This window comes from Lysinibacillus capsici, assembly GCF_003367505.1.
Classification (GTDB): domain Bacteria; phylum Bacillota; class Bacilli; order Bacillales_A; family Planococcaceae; genus Lysinibacillus; species Lysinibacillus capsici.
The window spans coordinates 36,008-54,731 of record NZ_PXXX01000021.1; the positions used below are offsets into that span (position 1 = coordinate 36,008).

Annotated in this window: 19 protein-coding genes; 8 read left to right on the forward strand and 11 right to left on the reverse strand. The window is 38.7% G+C overall.

Annotation, left to right across the window (positions count from 1 at the left end; all coding sequences use genetic code 11):
* Window positions 1-27 precede the first annotated feature (27 nt).
* From C7B89_RS19195 to C7B89_RS19210, 4 genes are read right to left on the reverse strand one after another with little or no spacing between them, the layout of a single operon-like run.
* Window positions 28-1,035 carry an ABC transporter ATP-binding protein gene (locus C7B89_RS19195; protein WP_048391072.1) on the reverse strand — a complete coding sequence of 336 codons (1,008 nt, stop codon included), beginning with the start codon at window positions 1,033-1,035 and terminating at the stop codon, window positions 28-30.
* Entirely contained in the window at window positions 1,019-2,041 is a 1,023-nt protein-coding gene (locus C7B89_RS19200) for an ABC transporter ATP-binding protein (RefSeq protein WP_016995144.1), read from the reverse strand. The genes C7B89_RS19195 and C7B89_RS19200 overlap by 17 nt, the downstream gene beginning before the upstream one ends.
* A 17-nt stretch (window positions 2,042-2,058) precedes the next feature.
* Entirely contained in the window at window positions 2,059-2,925 is an 867-nt protein-coding gene (locus C7B89_RS19205; protein WP_004225950.1) for an ABC transporter permease, read from the reverse strand.
* 2 nt (window positions 2,926-2,927) lie between these two features.
* A complete protein-coding gene (locus C7B89_RS19210) occupies window positions 2,928-3,890 on the reverse strand; it encodes an ABC transporter permease (protein ID WP_004225947.1) in 963 nt (320 codons plus the stop codon).
* Window positions 3,891-4,109: 219 nt separating this feature from the next.
* Here C7B89_RS19210 and C7B89_RS19215 point away from each other — a divergent pair, with 219 nt between their 5' ends.
* From C7B89_RS19215 to C7B89_RS19230, 4 genes are all read left to right on the forward strand, one after another.
* Window positions 4,110-5,711: an ABC transporter substrate-binding protein gene (locus tag C7B89_RS19215; protein ID WP_048391069.1), complete on the forward strand. Its 1,602-nt coding sequence runs from the start codon at window positions 4,110-4,112 to the stop codon at window positions 5,709-5,711.
* Between the two features lie 63 nt (window positions 5,712-5,774).
* Entirely contained in the window at window positions 5,775-6,845 is a 1,071-nt protein-coding gene (locus C7B89_RS19220) for an amidohydrolase family protein (RefSeq protein WP_009371458.1), read from the forward strand.
* Entirely contained in the window at window positions 6,842-7,984 is a 1,143-nt protein-coding gene (locus C7B89_RS19225) for an amidohydrolase (RefSeq protein ID WP_054549907.1), read from the forward strand. Before C7B89_RS19220 ends, C7B89_RS19225 begins: the two co-directional genes overlap by 4 nt.
* 5 nt (window positions 7,985-7,989) lie before the next feature.
* Window positions 7,990-8,661, forward strand: coding sequence for an AroM family protein (locus tag C7B89_RS19230; protein WP_054549906.1), 672 nt, complete (start codon window positions 7,990-7,992; stop codon window positions 8,659-8,661).
* A 46-nt stretch (window positions 8,662-8,707) separates the two neighbouring features.
* Here the strand turns inward: C7B89_RS19230 and C7B89_RS19235 are convergent, their stop codons facing one another.
* Window positions 8,708-9,025, reverse strand: a complete 318-nt coding sequence (locus C7B89_RS19235) for a hypothetical protein (protein WP_009371464.1) — start codon at window positions 9,023-9,025, stop codon at window positions 8,708-8,710.
* A gap of 137 nt (window positions 9,026-9,162) precedes the next feature.
* On the opposite strand from C7B89_RS19235, the gene ytzI reads away from it, so the two are divergent.
* The 4 genes from ytzI (at window position 9,163) to C7B89_RS19250 (ending at window position 10,880) form a co-directional block, all read left to right on the forward strand.
* Window positions 9,163-9,309 (forward strand): YtzI protein, encoded by a 147-nt coding sequence (gene ytzI, locus C7B89_RS19240; RefSeq protein WP_004225932.1) that lies wholly within the window; start codon window positions 9,163-9,165, stop codon window positions 9,307-9,309.
* Between the two features lie 29 nt (window positions 9,310-9,338).
* Window positions 9,339-9,500 (forward strand): hypothetical protein, encoded by a 162-nt coding sequence (locus tag C7B89_RS23125; RefSeq protein WP_004225927.1) that lies wholly within the window; start codon window positions 9,339-9,341, stop codon window positions 9,498-9,500.
* Window positions 9,497-9,730 carry a membrane protein insertion efficiency factor YidD gene (yidD, locus tag C7B89_RS19245; RefSeq protein ID WP_016992521.1) on the forward strand — a complete coding sequence of 78 codons (234 nt, stop codon included), beginning with the start codon at window positions 9,497-9,499 and terminating at the stop codon, window positions 9,728-9,730. The genes C7B89_RS23125 and yidD overlap by 4 nt, the downstream gene beginning before the upstream one ends.
* A gap of 109 nt (window positions 9,731-9,839) precedes the next feature.
* Window positions 9,840-10,880, forward strand: coding sequence for a metal ABC transporter solute-binding protein, Zn/Mn family (locus C7B89_RS19250; RefSeq protein WP_103118691.1), 1,041 nt, complete (start codon window positions 9,840-9,842; stop codon window positions 10,878-10,880).
* Window positions 10,881-10,901: 21 nt separating this feature from the next.
* Here the strand turns inward: C7B89_RS19250 and C7B89_RS19255 are convergent, their stop codons facing one another.
* The 6 genes from C7B89_RS19255 to C7B89_RS19280 form a co-directional block, all read right to left on the reverse strand.
* Window positions 10,902-12,053, reverse strand: coding sequence for a transglutaminase domain-containing protein (locus C7B89_RS19255; RefSeq protein WP_048391056.1), 1,152 nt, complete (start codon window positions 12,051-12,053; stop codon window positions 10,902-10,904).
* Between the two features lie 132 nt (window positions 12,054-12,185).
* Window positions 12,186-13,610, reverse strand: coding sequence for an o-succinylbenzoate--CoA ligase (locus C7B89_RS19260; RefSeq protein WP_115674332.1), 1,425 nt, complete (start codon window positions 13,608-13,610; stop codon window positions 12,186-12,188).
* 217 nt (window positions 13,611-13,827) lie between these two features.
* Window positions 13,828-14,646: a 1,4-dihydroxy-2-naphthoyl-CoA synthase gene (gene menB / locus C7B89_RS19265; RefSeq protein WP_004225917.1), complete on the reverse strand. Its 819-nt coding sequence runs from the start codon at window positions 14,644-14,646 to the stop codon at window positions 13,828-13,830.
* 63 nt (window positions 14,647-14,709) lie between these two features.
* On the reverse strand, window positions 14,710-15,519 hold the full coding sequence (gene menH / locus C7B89_RS19270) for a 2-succinyl-6-hydroxy-2,4-cyclohexadiene-1-carboxylate synthase (RefSeq protein WP_115674333.1): 810 nt from the start codon (window positions 15,517-15,519) through the stop codon (window positions 14,710-14,712).
* Window positions 15,516-17,231 (reverse strand): 2-succinyl-5-enolpyruvyl-6-hydroxy-3-cyclohexene-1-carboxylic-acid synthase, encoded by a 1,716-nt coding sequence (gene menD / locus C7B89_RS19275; protein ID WP_066038111.1) that lies wholly within the window; start codon window positions 17,229-17,231, stop codon window positions 15,516-15,518. The genes menH and menD overlap by 4 nt, the downstream gene beginning before the upstream one ends.
* Entirely contained in the window at window positions 17,224-18,609 is a 1,386-nt protein-coding gene (locus C7B89_RS19280) for an isochorismate synthase (RefSeq protein WP_066038112.1), read from the reverse strand. The genes menD and C7B89_RS19280 overlap by 8 nt, the downstream gene beginning before the upstream one ends.
* Window positions 18,610-18,724 lie beyond the last annotated feature (115 nt).

Here is an 18,724-nt window from a genome sequence, read left to right on the forward strand (position 1 = left end):
TTCTGCTTCAATAAATTTTATCTTTCGTTAAATTGATGATACTTCTTGCTGTATCGACTTATATAAATGACACGATACTTGATGTGTAGCTGATACTGTATCAAGTGTCGGTTGGACCTCTGCACATTTTTCTGTAGCAAAACGACAACGCTTATGGAATGCACAGCCACTCGGGGGATTAACCGGGCTTGGAACATCGCCAGATAAAATAATACGGTCCTTTTTATCAAAAGGATTTTCCTTAGGTATGGCCGATAACAAGGCTTGTGTGTAAGGATGCTGAGGGTTCTTATAAATTTCCTTGTATGTGCCAATTTCCACTATTTTCCCTAAATACATGACAGCAATACGATCACACATGTAGTTCACCACATTCAAATCATGTGAAATAAAAATATAGGTTAAACCGAATTCTTTCTGTAAATCTTTTAATAGATTGATAACCTGAGCCTGTACAGAGACATCTAATGCTGAAACAGGTTCATCACACACCACAATATCTGGATTCAGTGCAAGAGCCCGAGCAATATTTATACGTTGTCTTTGTCCACCAGAAAATTCATGTGGATGGCGTTTTGCATGGTATGCACTTAATCCGACTGTTTCAAGTAATTCAACCACTCGCTTTTTACGGGATGCCTCATCACCAATCCCATGGATCACTAATGGCTCAGCAATAAGATATTCAATCGTTTTACGAGGATCGAGTGATGCATAAGGATTTTGGAAAACCATTTGGATGGATTTTCGAGCAGAGCGGATATCTTTTGAATTTAAGCTTGCTAAATCCGTTCCCTTAAATTCAACTACTCCCTCTGTTGGTGAAATTAGCTGGTTGATTAAACGGGCAACCGTTGATTTACCACACCCCGACTCTCCCACAATCCCCAGTGTCTCACCTTTATATAACTCAAAACTTACACCATCTACCGCCTTCACAAATTGTGTTGGTTTTTTAAAAGGAATTGAACTTTTAATGGGAAAATGCTTTTTTAAATTACTTACCTTTAAGACAAGTTCATTGTACTGTTGCATTAAAAATTCCCTCCTTCCTAGGGACAATTTGATCTTTTGCTTGTAAATGGCAGGCTACAAAATGGTTATCCTGTACTTCCACTAAATCAGGCACAGTACTACGACAAATATCTGTCGCTAAAGGACATCGTGCTGAGAAGTGACAGCCACTATGTGGCATTGTTAAATCTGGTGGACTACCAGGAATAGCCGGCAGCCTTTGTTGCTCTTGAGTCCCCATTGTAATTTGAGACTCTAATAATCCCCACGTATAGGGATGTAAAGGTTTTTCATAGAGCTGTCTTGTTGTAGTAGACTCTACTGTACGACCTGCATACATAACATTTACTTTGTCACATAGCTCCCAAACTACACCTAAATCGTGCGTAATCATAATGATGGCTGTATCATGTTCTTGTTGTAATTTTTTCATTAAATCAAGAATTTGAGCTTGTACAGTTACATCTAGTGCAGTTGTTGGCTCATCAGCAATGAGTAGTTTCGGGTTACAAGCTAGGGCAATAGCAATCATGACACGCTGACGCATTCCACCTGAAAATTCGTGAGGATACATTTTTAATCGTTTCTCTGGCTCAGGAATCCCAACCATTTTTAACATATCGACGGCTTTGATAGCGGCATCTTTCTTCGATATTGTTTCATGTGCTTGGATGACTTCAATAATTTGATTGCCCACTGTTAAGACAGGATTCAAACTTGTAATTGGATCTTGGAAAATCATTGAGATGTCATTGCCTCGCACATTGCGCATTTCCTTTTCAGAAATTTCGATTAAATCGCGGCCATTAAATAGAATTTTTCCATTCGTTATTTTTCCTGGCGGAGATGGAATTAAACGCATGAGAGCAGTGGCTGTAACACTTTTTCCTGATCCTGACTCTCCCACAATACCTAGTGTTTCCTTCTTATTTAATTGTAAATTTACTCCATTAACAGCTTTCATTGTAGAGCCGCCACTTTTAAATTCTACTGTTAAGTTTTCTACATCTAGTAAACGTTCAGTCATGACTCCACCCCCTTCCATTAAACTTTCATTTTCGGATCTAATGCATCTCGTAATCCATCCCCTAATAGGTTAATTCCAAGAACTGTTAATAAAATACAAATGCCTGAAAATGTTGCCATTTGGGGATTTAATACTAAAAAGTCTTTGCCATCTTTTAAAATACTGCCCCATGAAGCTGTCGGTGGTTGAACGCCTAATCCTAAAAAGCTAAGGGCAGCTTCTGAAATAATAGCGCCAGCTGTACTCATCGTTCCATAGACAATTAAAGGGGCTAAACAGTTCGGTAATATATGGCTAAAAATGATCCTCGTATGTGTAGCACCTAAAGAATGCGTTACTTCAACGAATTCTTCCTCTTTTACACTTAACACCTGTCCTCGAACAAGTCGTGCGAAACCTGGAATATTAGCAATACCAATCGCAACAATAACATTGACAAGTCCTTGCCCTAATACCGTCATTAATGTAATAGCTAGTAATATAAATGGGAATGCGAAAAGACCATCCATTGTGCGCATAATAATGGAATCAATGCGTCCACCAAAATACCCTGCCACTAAGCCTAGCAGTGTGCCAAAAACAGCACCAAATAGCACCGCCGCAATTCCAACAATCATTGAGATTCGTGTACCGTAAACTAAGCGACTAAACAGATCACGGCCATAGTTATCTGTTCCTAATAAATGTCCTTCTGTATTCATCGGTAAAAACGATTTACCGACAATCATTTCATTCGGTGGATGGGTAGCAATTAATGGGGCAAAAATAGCAACAATACCCATTAAAGTGACAATGATTAACCCAATTGTCGCTAATTTATTTTTTAGCAACTTGCGCAATAACGTATTTCTTTTTTTCGTTTCTTGGACGATTGCTTGAGTCATTGTTATTTTTTACCCCCATCCGATTCTAAATTGACCTTAGGATTAACCACTTTATAAAGTACATCGACTACTAAGTTAACAAGCACAAAGATAAACGCAATGAAAATAACAGTACCTTGGACGACTACAAAGTCACGTTTATCAATGGCATCTACAATTAATCGACCCATCCCAGGCCAACTAAAAATTGTTTCTGTTAAAACCGCTCCGCCCAGTAAATTAGAAATTTGCATTCCTAACACGGTTAAAATCGGTGTTAGCGCATTCTTAAATGCATGTTTACCAATTACTAAATATTCTTTAATACCTTTAGAACGAGCTGTTTTAATATAATCTTGCGAAATAACCTCTAACATACTTGAACGGGTAATCCGTGCAAATGTCGCCATTGGAATCGTTGCTAAAGCAAATGCTGGCAAAATTAAATGCTTCAAATAGGTCCACAGGCCATCGCTGATATTCCCCATCCCAGTTGCTGGGAACCAACCAAGGTTAACACTAAAGAATAAGACAAGCATGATGCCCAACCAGAAAATTGGCATAGATACACCAACTAATGACACAAGCATTACAACATAATCAATGATGGTATTTTGCTTTCTCGCTGCAAATATTCCTGCTGGGATGCCAATCACGACTGCTATTAACAGCGCTGCCAATGCCAATATCACTGTATTAGGGAACCTTTCGAGAATAAGTCCGATGACAGACTCACTATAAGAATAGGAATATCCTAAATTTAACTGTGCTAGATCTCCTACATATGAAATAAATTGCGAAGGCATGGATTTATTTAATCCTAGCTCTTCTCTTAAATTCTCTACATCTTCTACACTCGCTTGTGGTCCAAGCATGACTGAAGCCGGGTCACCAGGAATCATTCGCGTAATAATAAAGACGATAATTCCTACTACTAGCAGTGTCGGGATGAGGTTAACTAATCTTTTTAAAATAAATGAGCCCATCTTAGCAAGACCTCCTTTTCATTATTAGAATCAGTGGTTCATATTGTGAATAAACACATAGTACACCACTTAATAATTGTTTGTAAATATATTTTTTTCTGAATCTTTGTAATTTTATATTTACTTTCTATTTACAAGTGTGCTAATTTTAATCTCGAACCTACCATTTTTGAATCAACGGTTCATATTGTGAAACAAAAACTAAGGAGGCTAGTGCATATGAAGAAATTAAACGTAAGAAAGTCTTTACTACTACTCTTTTTAACTTTACTAATTGGTGTTTTAGCTGCTTGTGGTGGAAACACTGAGAAAAGTACTACAACGGATGAAAAAGAGGGAGAAGCTACTTCTGGAGGCACATTAAATATTGGTTTGTCAGCCAATGCAAAAACATTTGATCCTATCAAATATACAGGGGTTTATGAATCACAGGTGATGCGCCAAATGGGTGATACGTTAGTTGTTTATAACAAAGATCTATCTGATATCATCCCTTCGTTAGCAACTGAATGGAATGTATCAGAGGATATGTTAGTCTACACATTCAAATTACGCGAAGGTGTTAAATTCCAAAAAGGTCAGTATCAGGATGGCCGTGAAATGACAGCTGAAGATGTGAAATACTCTTTAGAACGCTCTGCTAAAGAATCTGCTATGAATCGTTTAAGTGGTGTAACAGAAGTGAAAGTGTTATCGGAATATGAAGTAGAGATTCACTTAGCTACACCAAATGCTGCCCTACTTGCTATGCTAACGGATGCAGGGAATATTATTATTCCAAAAGAAGAAGTTGAAGGATGGGGCGATAATTTTTCTGAACACTTTGTTGGTACAGGTCCATTCCAACTAACAGAATGGAAAAAAGACCAAGAAGTAAAATTAGTTCGTCACGATAATTACTGGGGCGATAAGCCAAATGTCGATAACTTAACAATGAAGTTTATCTCCGATCAAAATATGATGACAAACGCATTACGTTCTGGTGATATTGATATTGCCATGGACGTTAAAGGTCAAAACCGAGAAATCATCAACCAAGATAGTAACCTTGAGCTTTTAACAAATCCAGGTCTATCGATTGTTTATCTTGATCTTAATAACAAAGTAGGTCCAACTGCTGACAAACGCGTTCGTGAAGCGATTTATATGGCAACAAATGTAGAGGAAATTATTTCTGGCGTTAACCAATGGGGTGGCGGCGATGTTTCTTATTTACCATTACCACCTGGTTCATGGGGATATGATAAATCGTTAGTTGATATGGTACCAAAATATAATCCAGAAGAAGCAAAAAAATTACTAGCAGAGGCTGGTTACGCTGATGGCTTCAAGACAGAGATTTTCGTATCAGAAGCACGTGTTCCTTACGCAACGATTTTCCAAAGTCAGTTAAAGAAGAACTTAAATATTGATGTGGAAATAAAAGTGCTTGAATGGGGTACTTACAGTGATACTGTGGCAAAGGGTAATGCGCCAATGAATATTGGTGGCTGGACTTGGTACCCAGATCCTTATTTCTTCCTTTATCAATTATTCCACACAAATCAAATTGGTGCGTTAGGAAATGGTAAAGGCTACAGCAATCCAGAAGTGGATAAATTATTAGAACGCGCCGTATCAGAAACAGTAGTGCAAGAAGAACGTGCAAAATTATACCAAGAAGCATTAAAGCTGATTTTAGCGGATGTTCCTCGTATTGAATTAGAGGCAACACAAACGGTTGCAGGTGTAAACAAAAAAGTACAGGGCTTTGAGGTTTCTGCTGATAACTCCGTACAAATTGTGCATCCAAATGGTACAAACGTATCCATTACTAAATAATTAAACTTGAAAAGTGGAGATACCAGTCTCCGCTTTTCTCTTCATAAGGAGAGATTTGACCCGATGACACGCTATATAAATGGACTTGTTTTTAATTCTGAGACTCGTAGCTTTAATAAGCAATCTTTTCAAGTGCAAGGGCAATACTTTGAACCCGCTACTCATTCACCTGAAACAGAGTTGGATTTAGATGGCTACTATATTACACCAGGTTTTATCGATAGCTGCTCACAAATCGGTCTAGCTGAAATAGGGATTCGTTGGGAAGGTGATGATAGCTATGAATTTGACTCACATTTGCAATACTCTGTAGTTGATGGCATATACCCATTTGATACTGCTTTTCAAAAAGCTGTTTCTCATGGGGTGACTGCATCTCATATTGTTCCCTCTCCTAAAAGCTTGATAGGTGCAAAAACGGCTATTATTCACCATACACATACAACGGTTGATGAAATGGTTATTTCAAAAGATGTGGCTTATTCCTTCTCTATTGGACATCAGGCAAAAAGTACTTTTTTCGCTGAAAAGAAAAAACCACTCACTCGTATGGGCATCGCCAAAATTTTAAGAGAAACATTACAACAAATTCAGCAACAGGAGCCGTCCATTACGAAAATCGTTATTCGAGCGCACAAAGCCGTTGATCTTGAATTCATTAGCCGCCTTCAACAAGAATTTGGGTCAATTTTTGATTTTCATATTATCCATGGCACTGAAATTACATTCCTTCATGAAACATCCTTTAATACGGTTATAGCTGGTCCTACATTTCGATATATTGAGCACAATGAGATGATGGCACTATCACCCAAACTGTATCATCAACTGTATAAGAACAATATTCCATTCGTTTTTTGTACGGATCATCCTGTTAGTAGCACCTCGCATCTAACATTAGAAGGATGCTTAGCTGTAAGAGAAGGTATGGCACGCCAGGACGTGCTATATGCTCTGACAACCGGGGCTGCAAATTTTCTAGGGATTGCCCATAAAACAGGTGCTATTCGTGATGGTCTTCTTGCTGATTTTGTTATTTGGGATAAGCATCCATTAAATTTAGATGCCCAGGTTGTCGCAACCTATATTAAAGGAACAAAAGTTTATGCACGGGAAGAAGGGTTTACACAATGATTATTTATCATCATGCAAAGTTTCATACAGTCAATGAGCAGAACGATACTTGTGAACAGTTATGGATCGAAGATGGGCGTATTGTCTATATTGGACCAGCCAAAGAATTTCCCCCACAAGCAGAGCTAGTTGATCTACAGGGAGCTTATGTTACACCAGGATTAATTGATATTCATGCACATGTCGGAACATGGGCTGAAGTCACTGAAGACATTAATGATGCCAATGAATATAGCGAACCCTTTACACCTCTTATGCACGCTTTAGACAGTGTAGATATCCGACACTTTTCCTTTCAACATGCGTTAGAAGGGGGCGTAACCACTGTGCAAACTGGGCCAGGTAGTGCCAATGTCATAGGTGGTATTTGGAGCATTCTTAAAACAGCAGGACCTACCCTTTCCTCTCGTGTTTTATTAGAGCGGAGCGGTTTAAAGGGGGCCCTAGGGGAAAATCCGAAAAACGTCTTTGGCAATCAGTATAAGCGCAAGCCGATGACTCGTATGGCCATTGCACAGCTTTTACGAGATGGTTTCCAACGTGCAAGTCAACTCAATGAACAACAACAAACTGAGCAAATTAAAGAAAATGCTGAGTTACGCCCGTTTATTGAAGTACTTCGAGGCGACATGCCACTTCGCCTTCACTGCCATAGAGCAGATGACATTATGACAGCAATTAGAATTGCCAAAGAATTTAATGTGAAGCTTCATTTAGAGCACTGCACAGAAGGCTATCTCATTGTGGATGCCGTTAAAGAAAGTGGATTCCATGCAACGCTTGGGCCCTATATGTTAACGCCATCTAAATACGAAACGCGTCATTCTACACCAGCAATTGCTGCCGTTTTTAAAGAACATAATATTCCATTTGCTATCATGACAGATCATCCATTTGTACCAATTCAATACTTAAAGTATTGTGCCACAGAAGCGATTCGTTATGGTTTAGATGAAGACACAGCCCTCAAAAGTATTACGATCAATGCAGCTAAGCTTGTACAGCTTGATCACCGCATTGGCAGCCTTGAGGAAGGCAAAGATGCTGATTTTGTTGTTTGGTCGCACCCTATTTTTGAAACAGAAGCAAAGGTTTTACAAACTTATGTAAATGGACAAAAATATTACGAAGCGGAGTGAGCGCAATGCAACATTCGAAAATTGCCGTTGTAACAATTGGTCAGGCACCTCGTAAAGATATGGCTGAGGATATACAGCAATTAAGAGAAGCAGGTTTACATGTTCATGAATTCGGTGTACTTGATTCACTATCCTCAGAGGAAATTGCTACACTTTCGCCTTCTCTTGAGGACTCAGATGTTTTAGTGACACTTCTTACCAATGGTCGACAAGTAAAGCTCAGTAAACAAAAGCTCATGCCTTATATTCAAAGCTGCATTGATGATCTACATGAATTCACTTGGATACTACTTATGTGTACAGGAGATTTTACGAATAAATTATCCTATAAAAATCTTTTACTACCTGATCGTATGATGACTAATTTAGTGAAGGGCTTACATACAGAATTAGCCATTGGTTTAATAGGCCCCGAACCCGAACAACATCGAACGGTTGCAGAGAAATGGCAAAAAGCACAGTTCGATGTAACTTTTTCAGCAAGCTCCCCATACCACTTTGATAACCAACATTTATTGTCAAAAGCACAACAATTAGAAGAGCAAGGAGCCGATTTGCTTATTCTTGATTGTATGGGCTATTCCACAACAATGAAAAACATGATTAAAGATCAACTCACTATCCCCATCATCGTCCCTCGAGAAGCGGTTTTTACAATTTTAAAAGCCATTTGTTAATAGAAGAAAAGGTCACTTCTGATTCAGTGACCTTTTCCCCTATTCGCTAGACACGTTTGTTGAAATAAGGAAGCTGCTCAACGAATGCCTTCGTATCATCATCTCCATATTCATGAACAAGTGCATAGATTTTCATTAATCTTTTATCTATTTCATCATTTTCTCTGTCTTGGTGATACTGTATATACGGTAACTGTGCACGCCATGCATTCGAAATTTCTAACAGTTGCATTTGCTGAAAGATTCTCTCAAATACATCTAATGCCTGTCGATCTACATTGAGTTCGAAATTCCATGGTCCTGCATAGGGGTTGGTATAATACGTTCTATTGGCAAGTGAAAAATATACGCGCTGACGATCCATCTTTACGATTCACTCCTTTTTCCATAGTATGGAGTGATAGGTGGGGTTTTATTCGCTTTTATGTCAAACTTCCTTCACAATTAATAGGACCAGATAATTTATAATAGGTATGATGAATAAAGAACGGAGTGAATACTATGAGTTTAACTACGCTCTTAATAGTCGCAGTTATCATCGTTATTTTAATCACCATTGCGACAATTATCAGTGTAAACCGTGCCTATGCCTTTAAACATACTGTTGATGAAAAACCGAAGCAAAACTATCATCAAGAGGAAAATTAAATACCATTACTGAATTTGGAGTGAAAGAAATGGGCGTACCTTTACCAATTATCATTATGATTGCGATGATGATGCTAATGTTTGGTGTTTCTGTCATTATCATTATGAAGAAAAAAAATAATATTTTTACACAAACAATTGATCCAAAGCCTGAACAACATACGTCTCAGCAAAAGGAAGAGCAACGATGAAATACCCCTTTATTTGGCTCATCCAGTTTTATAGAAAGTTTATTTCACCTATGACGCCACCTACTTGTCGTTTTCATCCTACCTGTTCTTCTTATGGGCTCGAAGCTTTTCAAAAGCACGGTGCATTCAAAGGCTTCCTCTTAACCATTACACGTATATCCAAATGCCATCCATTTCATCCTGGTGGCTTTGATCCTGTGCCTGAAAAATGGCCTTCGAAAAAGAATTAATTTCGGAGGGCATTTTTTTCTTGTACTTTTTTAAGTTGTGCGTTATCATAATAACTGTTCTAAAAAACAAATCGTAATGATTACTATTTAAGAGAGGTATCTTACTTATATGAAAAAACTATCTGTATTATTGTTAGTCGCAGTTCTTGCTTTATTTACTGCCGCTTGTGGAGACAAATCGTCCACATCCCAAAAGACTGAGGAAAAAGATAAATTAAGTATTTATACAACGGTTTATCCATTAAGCTATTTTGCACAGCGCATTGGTGGAGATTATGTTGAAGTAGCTTCAATTTACCCAGCTGGTGCGAATGAACACACCTTCGAGCCAACTCAAAAAGATATGATGAAATTAGCAGATGCTGATATCTTTTTCTATATTGGCTTAGGACTTGAAGGCTTTGTAGAAAACGCTAAAAAAACTCTAGCGAACGAAGATGTCACAATGGTGGCAACTGCTGATGACGTTTCAGATGATAAATTAGCTGTAAGCACAGGACATGTTCATGCAGAAGAGGAAGAACATGAAGCAGACGCTCATGATGAGCATGAGCACGGTACAACCGAGGAAGAGCATGAACATGAAGGTGAAGAACATGGACATGATGAGCATGAGCATGGCGATATCGATCCGCATGTTTGGTTATCTCCTACAATTAGTCAAGACTTAGCACTGGCTATCAAAAACACACTAGTTGAAAAAATGCCAGCTCAGGAGGCAACTTTTAACACAAATTATGATGCATTAGTAAAAGAATTACAGGATTTAGATCAAGATTTCGAAGCAATGACTGACAAAGCACAAAATAAAACATTCTTTGTATCCCATGCTGCATTTGGCTATATTGCTGGTCAATACGGCTTAACTCAAGTGCCGATTGCTGGCTTGAATTCACAAAATGAGCCATCTCAAAAGGAATTAACAAAGATTGTAGACAAAGCAAATGAATTGCACATTCACTATATTTTATTTGAACAAAATGTCTCTTCCAAATTAGCAGAGATTATTCAAAAAGAAGTTGGTGCAGAATCTCTTGTCTTGCATAATTTAAGCGTATTAACAGCTGATGATGAAAAAAATAAGGAAACCTATTTCACATTGATGCAAAAAAATATTCAAACATTAGAAAAAGCTTTAAGCGTTCAATAATATGAGTAAGGAGGTGCCCCTCTATTGGGACACCTCCTTTATTATGACGTATTTTTCTTGTGGCATCCGTTTTTCCGTTCGATAAAAAGACCCTAGCCACTTCATTGTTTTTTGCTTAGTCACATGCTTAGCTTTTGGCTGAAGGACAACAAAAGCCATTATACTACTTTCTACTAGCATCGGTGGCCACTCAGTAAAGTTAAACTGAACTAAATTGTCTTGTTTATTTGTTTTTTGAGTAACAAGCTTCATCGGCTGCTCCACTAATGGTTGTACGGCTAACCGATTTTCTCCGATGATTGATAACCCCATAATTTCATTCAATTGATGTTGTATAGGTGACGCTAAACTTTGTCTTTTTGTTTCTTCCTGTAAATCTATATATTTTTCGCTTGTTGCAGCAGGGAAACTTGCATAATCCCATGTATGATCTTGTGCTAATTGGCGATCCGACACTAAAAAATATTGATAGCGAACTTCTCCTTTACGATCAGGCAAAGGGTCATCCCATGTCACATCAATATGATACCAAGCATGATCAAGTTTCACTAATACCCAGGCATGTAGCTGTTCTCCTACTTTTCCTGGTACATATTGTACCTCAAAACCCAGCATTTCTAACATTCGATATAGCACTAAAGCATATGCCTGACAGACGCCCTTATTCTCCGTTAATAATGTATATGGAGAATATTGACTTCCTTCTGTTTCCTTAGAGTATTCCGCGGACAATACAATAAAATCATGTGCAGCCTGTAGTTTTTCTATGTCACTTAATCCATGCATAGGTGCAATAATATTTTCCAAAGTTTGCTCGACAAATAACGCCTCTGTTTGTGATAGATGGTACGTAAATGCAAAGGCAATGACAATATTATTGCTATAACCTTCGTACTTCCATTGGAAACTTGAAATATTAGTATAAATATAAGAGTTTTCAATTGCATTTTTAGTAATTTCTGTTAGTTCATCTTTTATCTCGGCTAAGTCACCAGTATAACGAATCGAGAATTCGGATGATAGATGCATAACTTCTTTATTAATGAGAGATTGTAGTGTTTCAATTGAATGAGCTGTTGCTACATCTTCTTTTTCATAGTTTGCAAATACTTGCACATGACTCATTTGTAGAACAAATAATATAATGACAACATTATATATATATTTCCTCATATGAGTCATTCTCCTTTACTAAATAGTTTATGCCTCTCTTTTTTTATTATGTTAATAAATGATTAATTTCATGCTAAAAGTTTCAAATAAAAAAGAAGCCTTCCTTTTTAGAAGACTTCTTTTACGAAGTTTTTATTGTAATAATTTCCGTCTCAACAATTTATCCGCACCATTGCGCGGAAGACTGTCTGTAATAATCATTTCTTTAGGCACTTTATATTTAGCAAGTTTCTGTAAACAAAAGGCCTTTAGTTGCTCAACAGATACCTGCTCATTTAACACGATAAAGGCAATGGGTACCTGACCCCATTGTTCATCAGGCATACCGCATACACCCGCCTCTTTGACAGCTGGGTGTGTGAGTAGTACATTTTCTATTTCTGCAGGATAAATATTTTCTCCCCCTGAAATGATTAAATCTGCCCTTCGATCAATGACGTATAAATAACCCTCTTCATCCACATAACCAATATCACCTGTATGAAGCCAGCCAGCCTTCGTTGCATTTTTTTGTGCAAAACGTCCAATATAGCCAGGTGTGACATGAGGACCTCGTATGCAAATTTCCCCTTCACCTTTAGCATTTGGCTCAGCAATCATTATTTGATTAAAAAATAAAGGCTTTCCAGCAGAACCAATTTTCCTCATAGCATCTTCACTTGCCAATGTGGCTGTTTGTGAGGAGGTTTCTGTCATCCCATACGTTTGTGCGACAGCTAAATTTAACGCATGTGCTCTCGCTAAATAATCCACGGGAACAGGTCCACCTCCAGCTAACATTAACTTAAAATAAGATGACGCTTTCGCATTGCGTTGCTCTAGCGTATGTAGAATTCGTTCCAAGGTCACCGCTACAACAGACATATGGGTGACATCCCCATCCATAATATTTTGTGCGATAGATTCCACATCAAATTGCTCATATAAAAAGATTTGATTTCCATATAGCAGTGAACGCACTAAAATGGAGAATCCACTAATATGGAATAAAGGGACCGCGCATAGCCAAACGTCCTGAGCCTGTAGCCCAATATTTAAAACGGAGGCAGTGGCACTAGCCTGATGATTTCCAACTGTTTGGCGAACCCCTTTTGGGAAGCCCGTTGTACCTGACGTATACATAATAGTTGTTGTTTGATGAAGAGGCCATTCCTTGACAATATCTACTGCACCCTCTGCACCCTTTTCAATTGCTGAAAATAAATGATAGGTTGTTTCAAATGGTAGCTTTTCTACATCCTCATCGGCAACTAATACCGCTACAGCCTCTGAATCCTCTAGCTGATAAGCCAGCTCATCCTGTGATAGTCTACGATTAAGCATCACCATTTCACATTGCAGATGCATGCAGGCATACATCATGATTACAAGCTCAGGCTTACTTGGCCCCATAATAGCAATTCGATCACCCTGTTGAATACCGAGTGTCACTAATTGTCGAGCACGTTTTATCGATTCATCATTCAATTCTTGAAAAGTCCAGCTTTGCTTTTTAAAAGTAAGTGCCTTGCGGAAAGGTGTTAAATAAGCTCTTTGTAAAATCCAGTTAGGATACATCTTTGTCACTCCAATCACCCTACATCTTAACGCTTTCCCATATAGTTTGTCTATTATCCATGTAGTATCTAGCTTTTTAATGAATACCTCTATCCTTCACCTATTGAGTTTTATCCACCTCTTAGACACTTCTATCCCCTATTTTTATCTTCAATCTGTTTAAGACATATAAAAAGCTCGTATCTCCAAAAGATACGAGCTTTAAACCCCCTACTAATCAAGGGAATCTTGGGAATTGACCGAAATCTGGTTGACGTTTTTCTTTGAATGCATCGCGGCCTTCTTTTGCTTCATCAGTTGTGTAGTAAAGAAGTGTAGCATCTCCAGCCATTTGTTGAAGACCTGCTAAACCATCTGTATCTGCATTCATCGCTGCTTTTAAGAAGCGTAGTGCAGTTGGTGACATTTGAAGCATTTCTTCACACCATTGAACTGTCTCATCTTCCAATTGCGCATAAGGCACAACTGTATTGACTAAGCCCATATCAAGTGCTTGTTGTGCATCGTACTGACGGCATAGGTACCAAATTTCGCGTGCCTTTTTATGACCAATAATACGAGCAAGATAGCCTGAGCCATAACCAGCATCGAATGAACCTACTTTTGGTCCAGTTTGTCCAAAGCGAGCATTGTCAGCTGCAATTGTTAAGTCACAGACAACATGTAAAACGTGACCTCCACCAATTGCGTAGCCAGCTACCATTGCTACTACAGGTTTTGGAATTACACGGATTAAACGTTGTAAATCAAGAACGTTTAGACGTGGAATTTCATCTTCTCCTACGTAGCCACCGTGACCGCGAACTTTTTGGTCTCCGCCTGAGCAGAAAGCATGTTCACCTTCACCAGTTAGAATAATAACACCGATATTTTTATCATCGCGTGCACGTGAGAATGCGTCAATCATTTCCATTACCGTTTTTGGGCGGAATGCATTACGCACTTCTGGACGGTTAATCGTAATTTTTGCGATACCGTTATAGAACTCATACTTAATATCTTCATAAGTATGTAATGTTGTCCATTGACGTGTCATTGAATTGCCTCCTATATCATTAAATTCGTCTCGTTTCTAGCGAGGCGCTAACGTAATCGTATATTACGTTAAATACTCCTCTACTATTGTAGCAAACTCAGCGGGATTTTCCACATGAATTGCATGTCCAGCGTCATTTACTGTTAAATGCTTAACAGTATTTAATAGCGCTTTCATTTCTAGTGCAATTTTACAAAATTTCTCATCCAATGAACCTGTAATTAACAGGACAGGTATTTCTAGTTGCGACAATCTATCCCAATTTGAAGGTTGAACGCCTGTCCCGATACCTCTCAAGCTACCAGCAAGTCCCTCTTCTTTCTGTGATAGTCGCTCTTCTCGAATATTTTCTCTTACAGTTTTAGGTAGACGTTGCTGTGAAGCAAAAAGCGGTATGCTTTCCCAAGCATTGACAAAGGACAGTACACCATTCGTCATTATTTTTTGCGCTAGTGCTTCATCTCGCTTACAACGTTCATTTTGCTCTTCCATTGTTCGCAAGCCAGGAGATGCACTTTCTAAAATGAGCTGATGTATACGAGCTGGATACGAAATGGCATAAGATAAAGCGATTCTTCCACCCATTGAATAGCCCAACAGCGTAAATTTCTCTAAATGAAGCTGGCAAAATAGTTCTTCTAAATCCTGTAATTGCTCCTCCATAGAAAAACGCTGTACGTGCTGTGGAATAGCTGTTTGACCATGTCCGATTAAATCAACGGCAATAACACGCACATAAGGTAGAGCTTGTGCTAGATTATGCCATGTTGCTGAGCTACCAGTAAATCCATGTAAGGCAACGACTGTATATTCACCGTTTTCATTCCATATATCTACATGGGTTTCAAGACCACGAATCATCCACTTTGTCATGCTTTTAACTCCGCATTAATTCGATTCCATAAACCTCGATGTGCATTCACATTCTCGGTTCTATCTGTAAATATTTCAACTAATCGTAAAGAATGGTTTTTACATGTTGAAAATTTCTCAGAAAGCTCAGAAATTGTTTCCACACGTACATAGTCCATATCATACATATGTGCAATGTCACGGAATTCAAGGGCTGTTGGTGTGCCAAATAAATCCTCATAGTGATCTTCAACAGTTGACTGTGGTAAATAGGAAAAAATACCACCGCCATCATTATTCATCACAATAATCGTTAAGTTACATTCCTGATATCTGGAAGCAATGAGTCCATTCACATCATGTAAAAAGGCTAAATCACCAATCAGTAAATAACTTTCTCGATTATTTCCCTGACTGAAACCGATTGCTGTTGATACGACACCATCAATCCCGTTCGTTCCTCGATTGGCAAAAACACGTAAATCTTTCGGTGTAGCCAATAAAAATGTATCAATATCCCGTACTGGCATACTACTGCTAACGAAAATATCACTACCGTCAGGAATCATTTTGAGTAAACGACTGACTATAGCCCCTTCATCTTTTTCTACCTCTGCGTATTGTTCAATAAACATAGAAGCAAGCTGATTTGCTTTTTGCCATTCGGCTAAGTATGTTTCCTCGATAGCCGTTTCAGTGATAGCTAATTCTGTTAGCCACTGATTGACATTCGCATGAATAAAATGCGTAGATACGCCTGTAGCATCTCTAAACATAGGGTCTTCATCGATAATCACATACGCATTTGGGCGTGACTTTGTAATAAATTGCATTATAAACTTCGAAACTGGTTGTGCCCCTATTCGGATTACTGTATCTGGTTGTACCAGTGCTTTGAAGTCATCACTCTTCATAATGGCATCATAGGTTGTCACGATAAATGGTAAACAATCCTCTGGTACGGATGTACGCATATTCGATAAACTTTCAACAATGACAGGCCACTTCAGCTGACGTACAAATTCCCAAACTATGGATAATTCTGTACCAAGAGCTAACTCACCAATGATCATAAAACCTCTTTTAGTTGATTGTATAATAGAGGATAGTTCCTGTTGATCCCCGCGTGTTGGGGTTAATTGTCCCATACTGCTGTGCTTAAACGTCACTGCTGGTAGCTCCTGCTGTAAATCAATTAATAGTGGTTCACGGAAAGGTACATTAATATGGACTGGTCCAAAAGGTGCGCTCGTGGCAATGGCTACCGCACGAGCAAGATGACGCTCAATAAAAGGCAATGTTGGTTCAGCACCATCTGCTAACGGAAAATCAACACTCCACTTTACATGTGAACCATATAAATTGGGTTGGTTGATAGCCTGTGGGGCGCCTACCTCACGTAATTCATGTGGGCGATCAGCTGTTATAATGATTAATGGTACACGTGCATAGCTTGCCTCCACAATCGCAGGAAAATAGTTAGCTGCTGCTGTACCAGATGTACATAAAAGAACCACAGGCTTAGTAGTTGCCTTAGCAAGCCCTAGCGCAAAGAATGCTGCTGAGCGCTCGTCTACCTGCCGATACATTTTTACTTGTTTAGTAGAAGCAACCGCATAAGCAAGCGGTGTTGAACGTGAGCCTGGACTAACGACAACATTCTCTACACCAGCTTGCACTAGCGATGCGACCATTTTATAAACATAATCTGTTAGTATTTTTCGTTCACTCATGTAATTGTCCCCCTAGCGCACGAAGCATTGGACGGAATTTTACTAATGTTTCTTCATATTCAGATTGCGGCTCTGAATCTGCGACGATTCCACCGCCTGCATATAAATAAGCTTTATCATTTAGTAAGGCTGCTGAACGTATGGCAACTGCAAACTCACCGTTACCCTCTGCATCTAGCCAGCCTATTGGCGCAGCATACAGTCCCCGATTCATCGGCTCATATTTACGGATGGCTGCCAATGCTTCTTTGCGTGGTACACCACCTAAAGCGGGTGTTGGATGTAATGATTTAGTCAATTGTAAGATTGTTGCATCCTGATTTAACTGACCTTCAACAGGCGTATACAGATGTTGAATATCTCGTATTTTTAACAAGCGTGGTCTATCTGGCACCGTCATGTCCACACAATTTTTACGGAATGTTTCCGCAATCATATCCACAACATACTGATGTTCTCCGCCATTTTTAGGGTCATTTAATAAACTTTGTCCAAAAGCCTCATCTTCCTCTGCAGTCTTACCTCGTTTAATTGAGCCAGCAACACAAGAAGAAAATGCTCGACCATCTTCTACCTTCACAAGTCGTTCAGGTGATGCTCCGAAAAATAATAAATGTCTATGCTCTAAACCAAATAAATAGCTTTCTGGTTGTTCATGAATAATTTGAGAAAGTACTTGTGGTGCGGATACATACTCTTTAAATTGCAAAGCAAGTGATCGTGCAATGACCACTTTATCTGCCTTTTTCTGTTTAATTAATGCTGTCACTTGATCGATTGAGGCTAAATAAGGCTCTTTATATGGTTCAAAATAACTTATGATTTCAGGTTTTGTATACGTTTTCACTTCTTTAACCTGAGCTGCATGGATTAAATGATCGCGCTCTTTTCTTAGCGCTTCGAACTGATCCTCAGCCTGTTGGTCTTGTGTCAAAAGGTGAATACTTACGTATGCTTTATCATCGCGTATCACCAGTTGAAACGTTGCTAATGCAAAATAAGCCTCTGGGAAATCCGTCCATTCCCCGTCTACATTATTTTGAGGATCAAATGTAAAACCGCCAAACAAAATTGGTTGTAACGCTTGTTGACCTTTTGGACAGTTTTTCGTTATGTTTTTCCATTCCGCTTCAACTGCATCAAAGCGGTTTTCTTTAGCGTTGTTTTGAATAGTATGAGCATGTCCTAGCCCAACTAATGTCATTGTTTTTTCTCTATTTTGCCAATAAAATCGTTCACCTTTATAACATTCCTCGCCAGCTGCATAGAACGCCAGTGCAGATAGACGACTTACTTCAATTGTTTCCATATAAAAATGAAGGCTTTGGCCCAAAGAGTCCACTTCTACTTCTGTGGCTTGGTACCACTTCTGTTGCATGAAAATTACCTCCGTTGTTGCAATGTACATAATGAATGATGGTTAAATAACACATCATATTTTAGTTGGCAACACGTTATTCGTACTGTTGCTAATTGTTCTTTTTTATTTTCAG

Excerpts from the sequence above, each read along its gene's own strand:
- C7B89_RS19195 (WP_048391072.1), bottom strand. The coding sequence starts at position 1,035 with ATGCAACAGTACAATGAACTTGTCTTAAAGGTAAGTAATTTAAAAAAG.
- C7B89_RS19200 (WP_016995144.1), bottom strand. The coding sequence starts at position 2,041 with ATGACTGAACGTTTACTAGATGTAGAAAACTTAACAGTAGAATTTAAA.
- C7B89_RS19205 (WP_004225950.1), bottom strand. The coding sequence starts at position 2,925 with ATGACTCAAGCAATCGTCCAAGAAACGAAAAAAAGAAATACGTTATTG.
- C7B89_RS19210 (WP_004225947.1), bottom strand. The coding sequence starts at position 3,890 with ATGGGCTCATTTATTTTAAAAAGATTAGTTAACCTCATCCCGACACTG.
- C7B89_RS19215 (WP_048391069.1), top strand. The coding sequence starts at position 4,110 with ATGAAGAAATTAAACGTAAGAAAGTCTTTACTACTACTCTTTTTAACT.
- C7B89_RS19220 (WP_009371458.1), top strand. The coding sequence starts at position 5,775 with ATGACACGCTATATAAATGGACTTGTTTTTAATTCTGAGACTCGTAGC.
- C7B89_RS19225 (WP_054549907.1), top strand. The coding sequence starts at position 6,842 with ATGATTATTTATCATCATGCAAAGTTTCATACAGTCAATGAGCAGAAC.
- C7B89_RS19230 (WP_054549906.1), top strand. The coding sequence starts at position 7,990 with ATGCAACATTCGAAAATTGCCGTTGTAACAATTGGTCAGGCACCTCGT.
- C7B89_RS19235 (WP_009371464.1), bottom strand. The coding sequence starts at position 9,025 with ATGGATCGTCAGCGCGTATATTTTTCACTTGCCAATAGAACGTATTAT.
- ytzI (WP_004225932.1), top strand. The coding sequence starts at position 9,163 with ATGAGTTTAACTACGCTCTTAATAGTCGCAGTTATCATCGTTATTTTA.
- C7B89_RS23125 (WP_004225927.1), top strand. The coding sequence starts at position 9,339 with ATGGGCGTACCTTTACCAATTATCATTATGATTGCGATGATGATGCTA.
- yidD (WP_016992521.1), top strand. The coding sequence starts at position 9,497 with ATGAAATACCCCTTTATTTGGCTCATCCAGTTTTATAGAAAGTTTATT.
- C7B89_RS19250 (WP_103118691.1), top strand. The coding sequence starts at position 9,840 with ATGAAAAAACTATCTGTATTATTGTTAGTCGCAGTTCTTGCTTTATTT.
- C7B89_RS19255 (WP_048391056.1), bottom strand. The coding sequence starts at position 12,053 with ATGAGGAAATATATATATAATGTTGTCATTATATTATTTGTTCTACAA.
- C7B89_RS19260 (WP_115674332.1), bottom strand. The coding sequence starts at position 13,610 with ATGTATCCTAACTGGATTTTACAAAGAGCTTATTTAACACCTTTCCGC.
- menB (WP_004225917.1), bottom strand. The coding sequence starts at position 14,646 with ATGACACGTCAATGGACAACATTACATACTTATGAAGATATTAAGTAT.
- menH (WP_115674333.1), bottom strand. The coding sequence starts at position 15,519 with ATGACAAAGTGGATGATTCGTGGTCTTGAAACCCATGTAGATATATGG.
- menD (WP_066038111.1), bottom strand. The coding sequence starts at position 17,231 with ATGAGTGAACGAAAAATACTAACAGATTATGTTTATAAAATGGTCGCA.
- C7B89_RS19280 (WP_066038112.1), bottom strand. The coding sequence starts at position 18,609 with ATGCAACAGAAGTGGTACCAAGCCACAGAAGTAGAAGTGGACTCTTTG.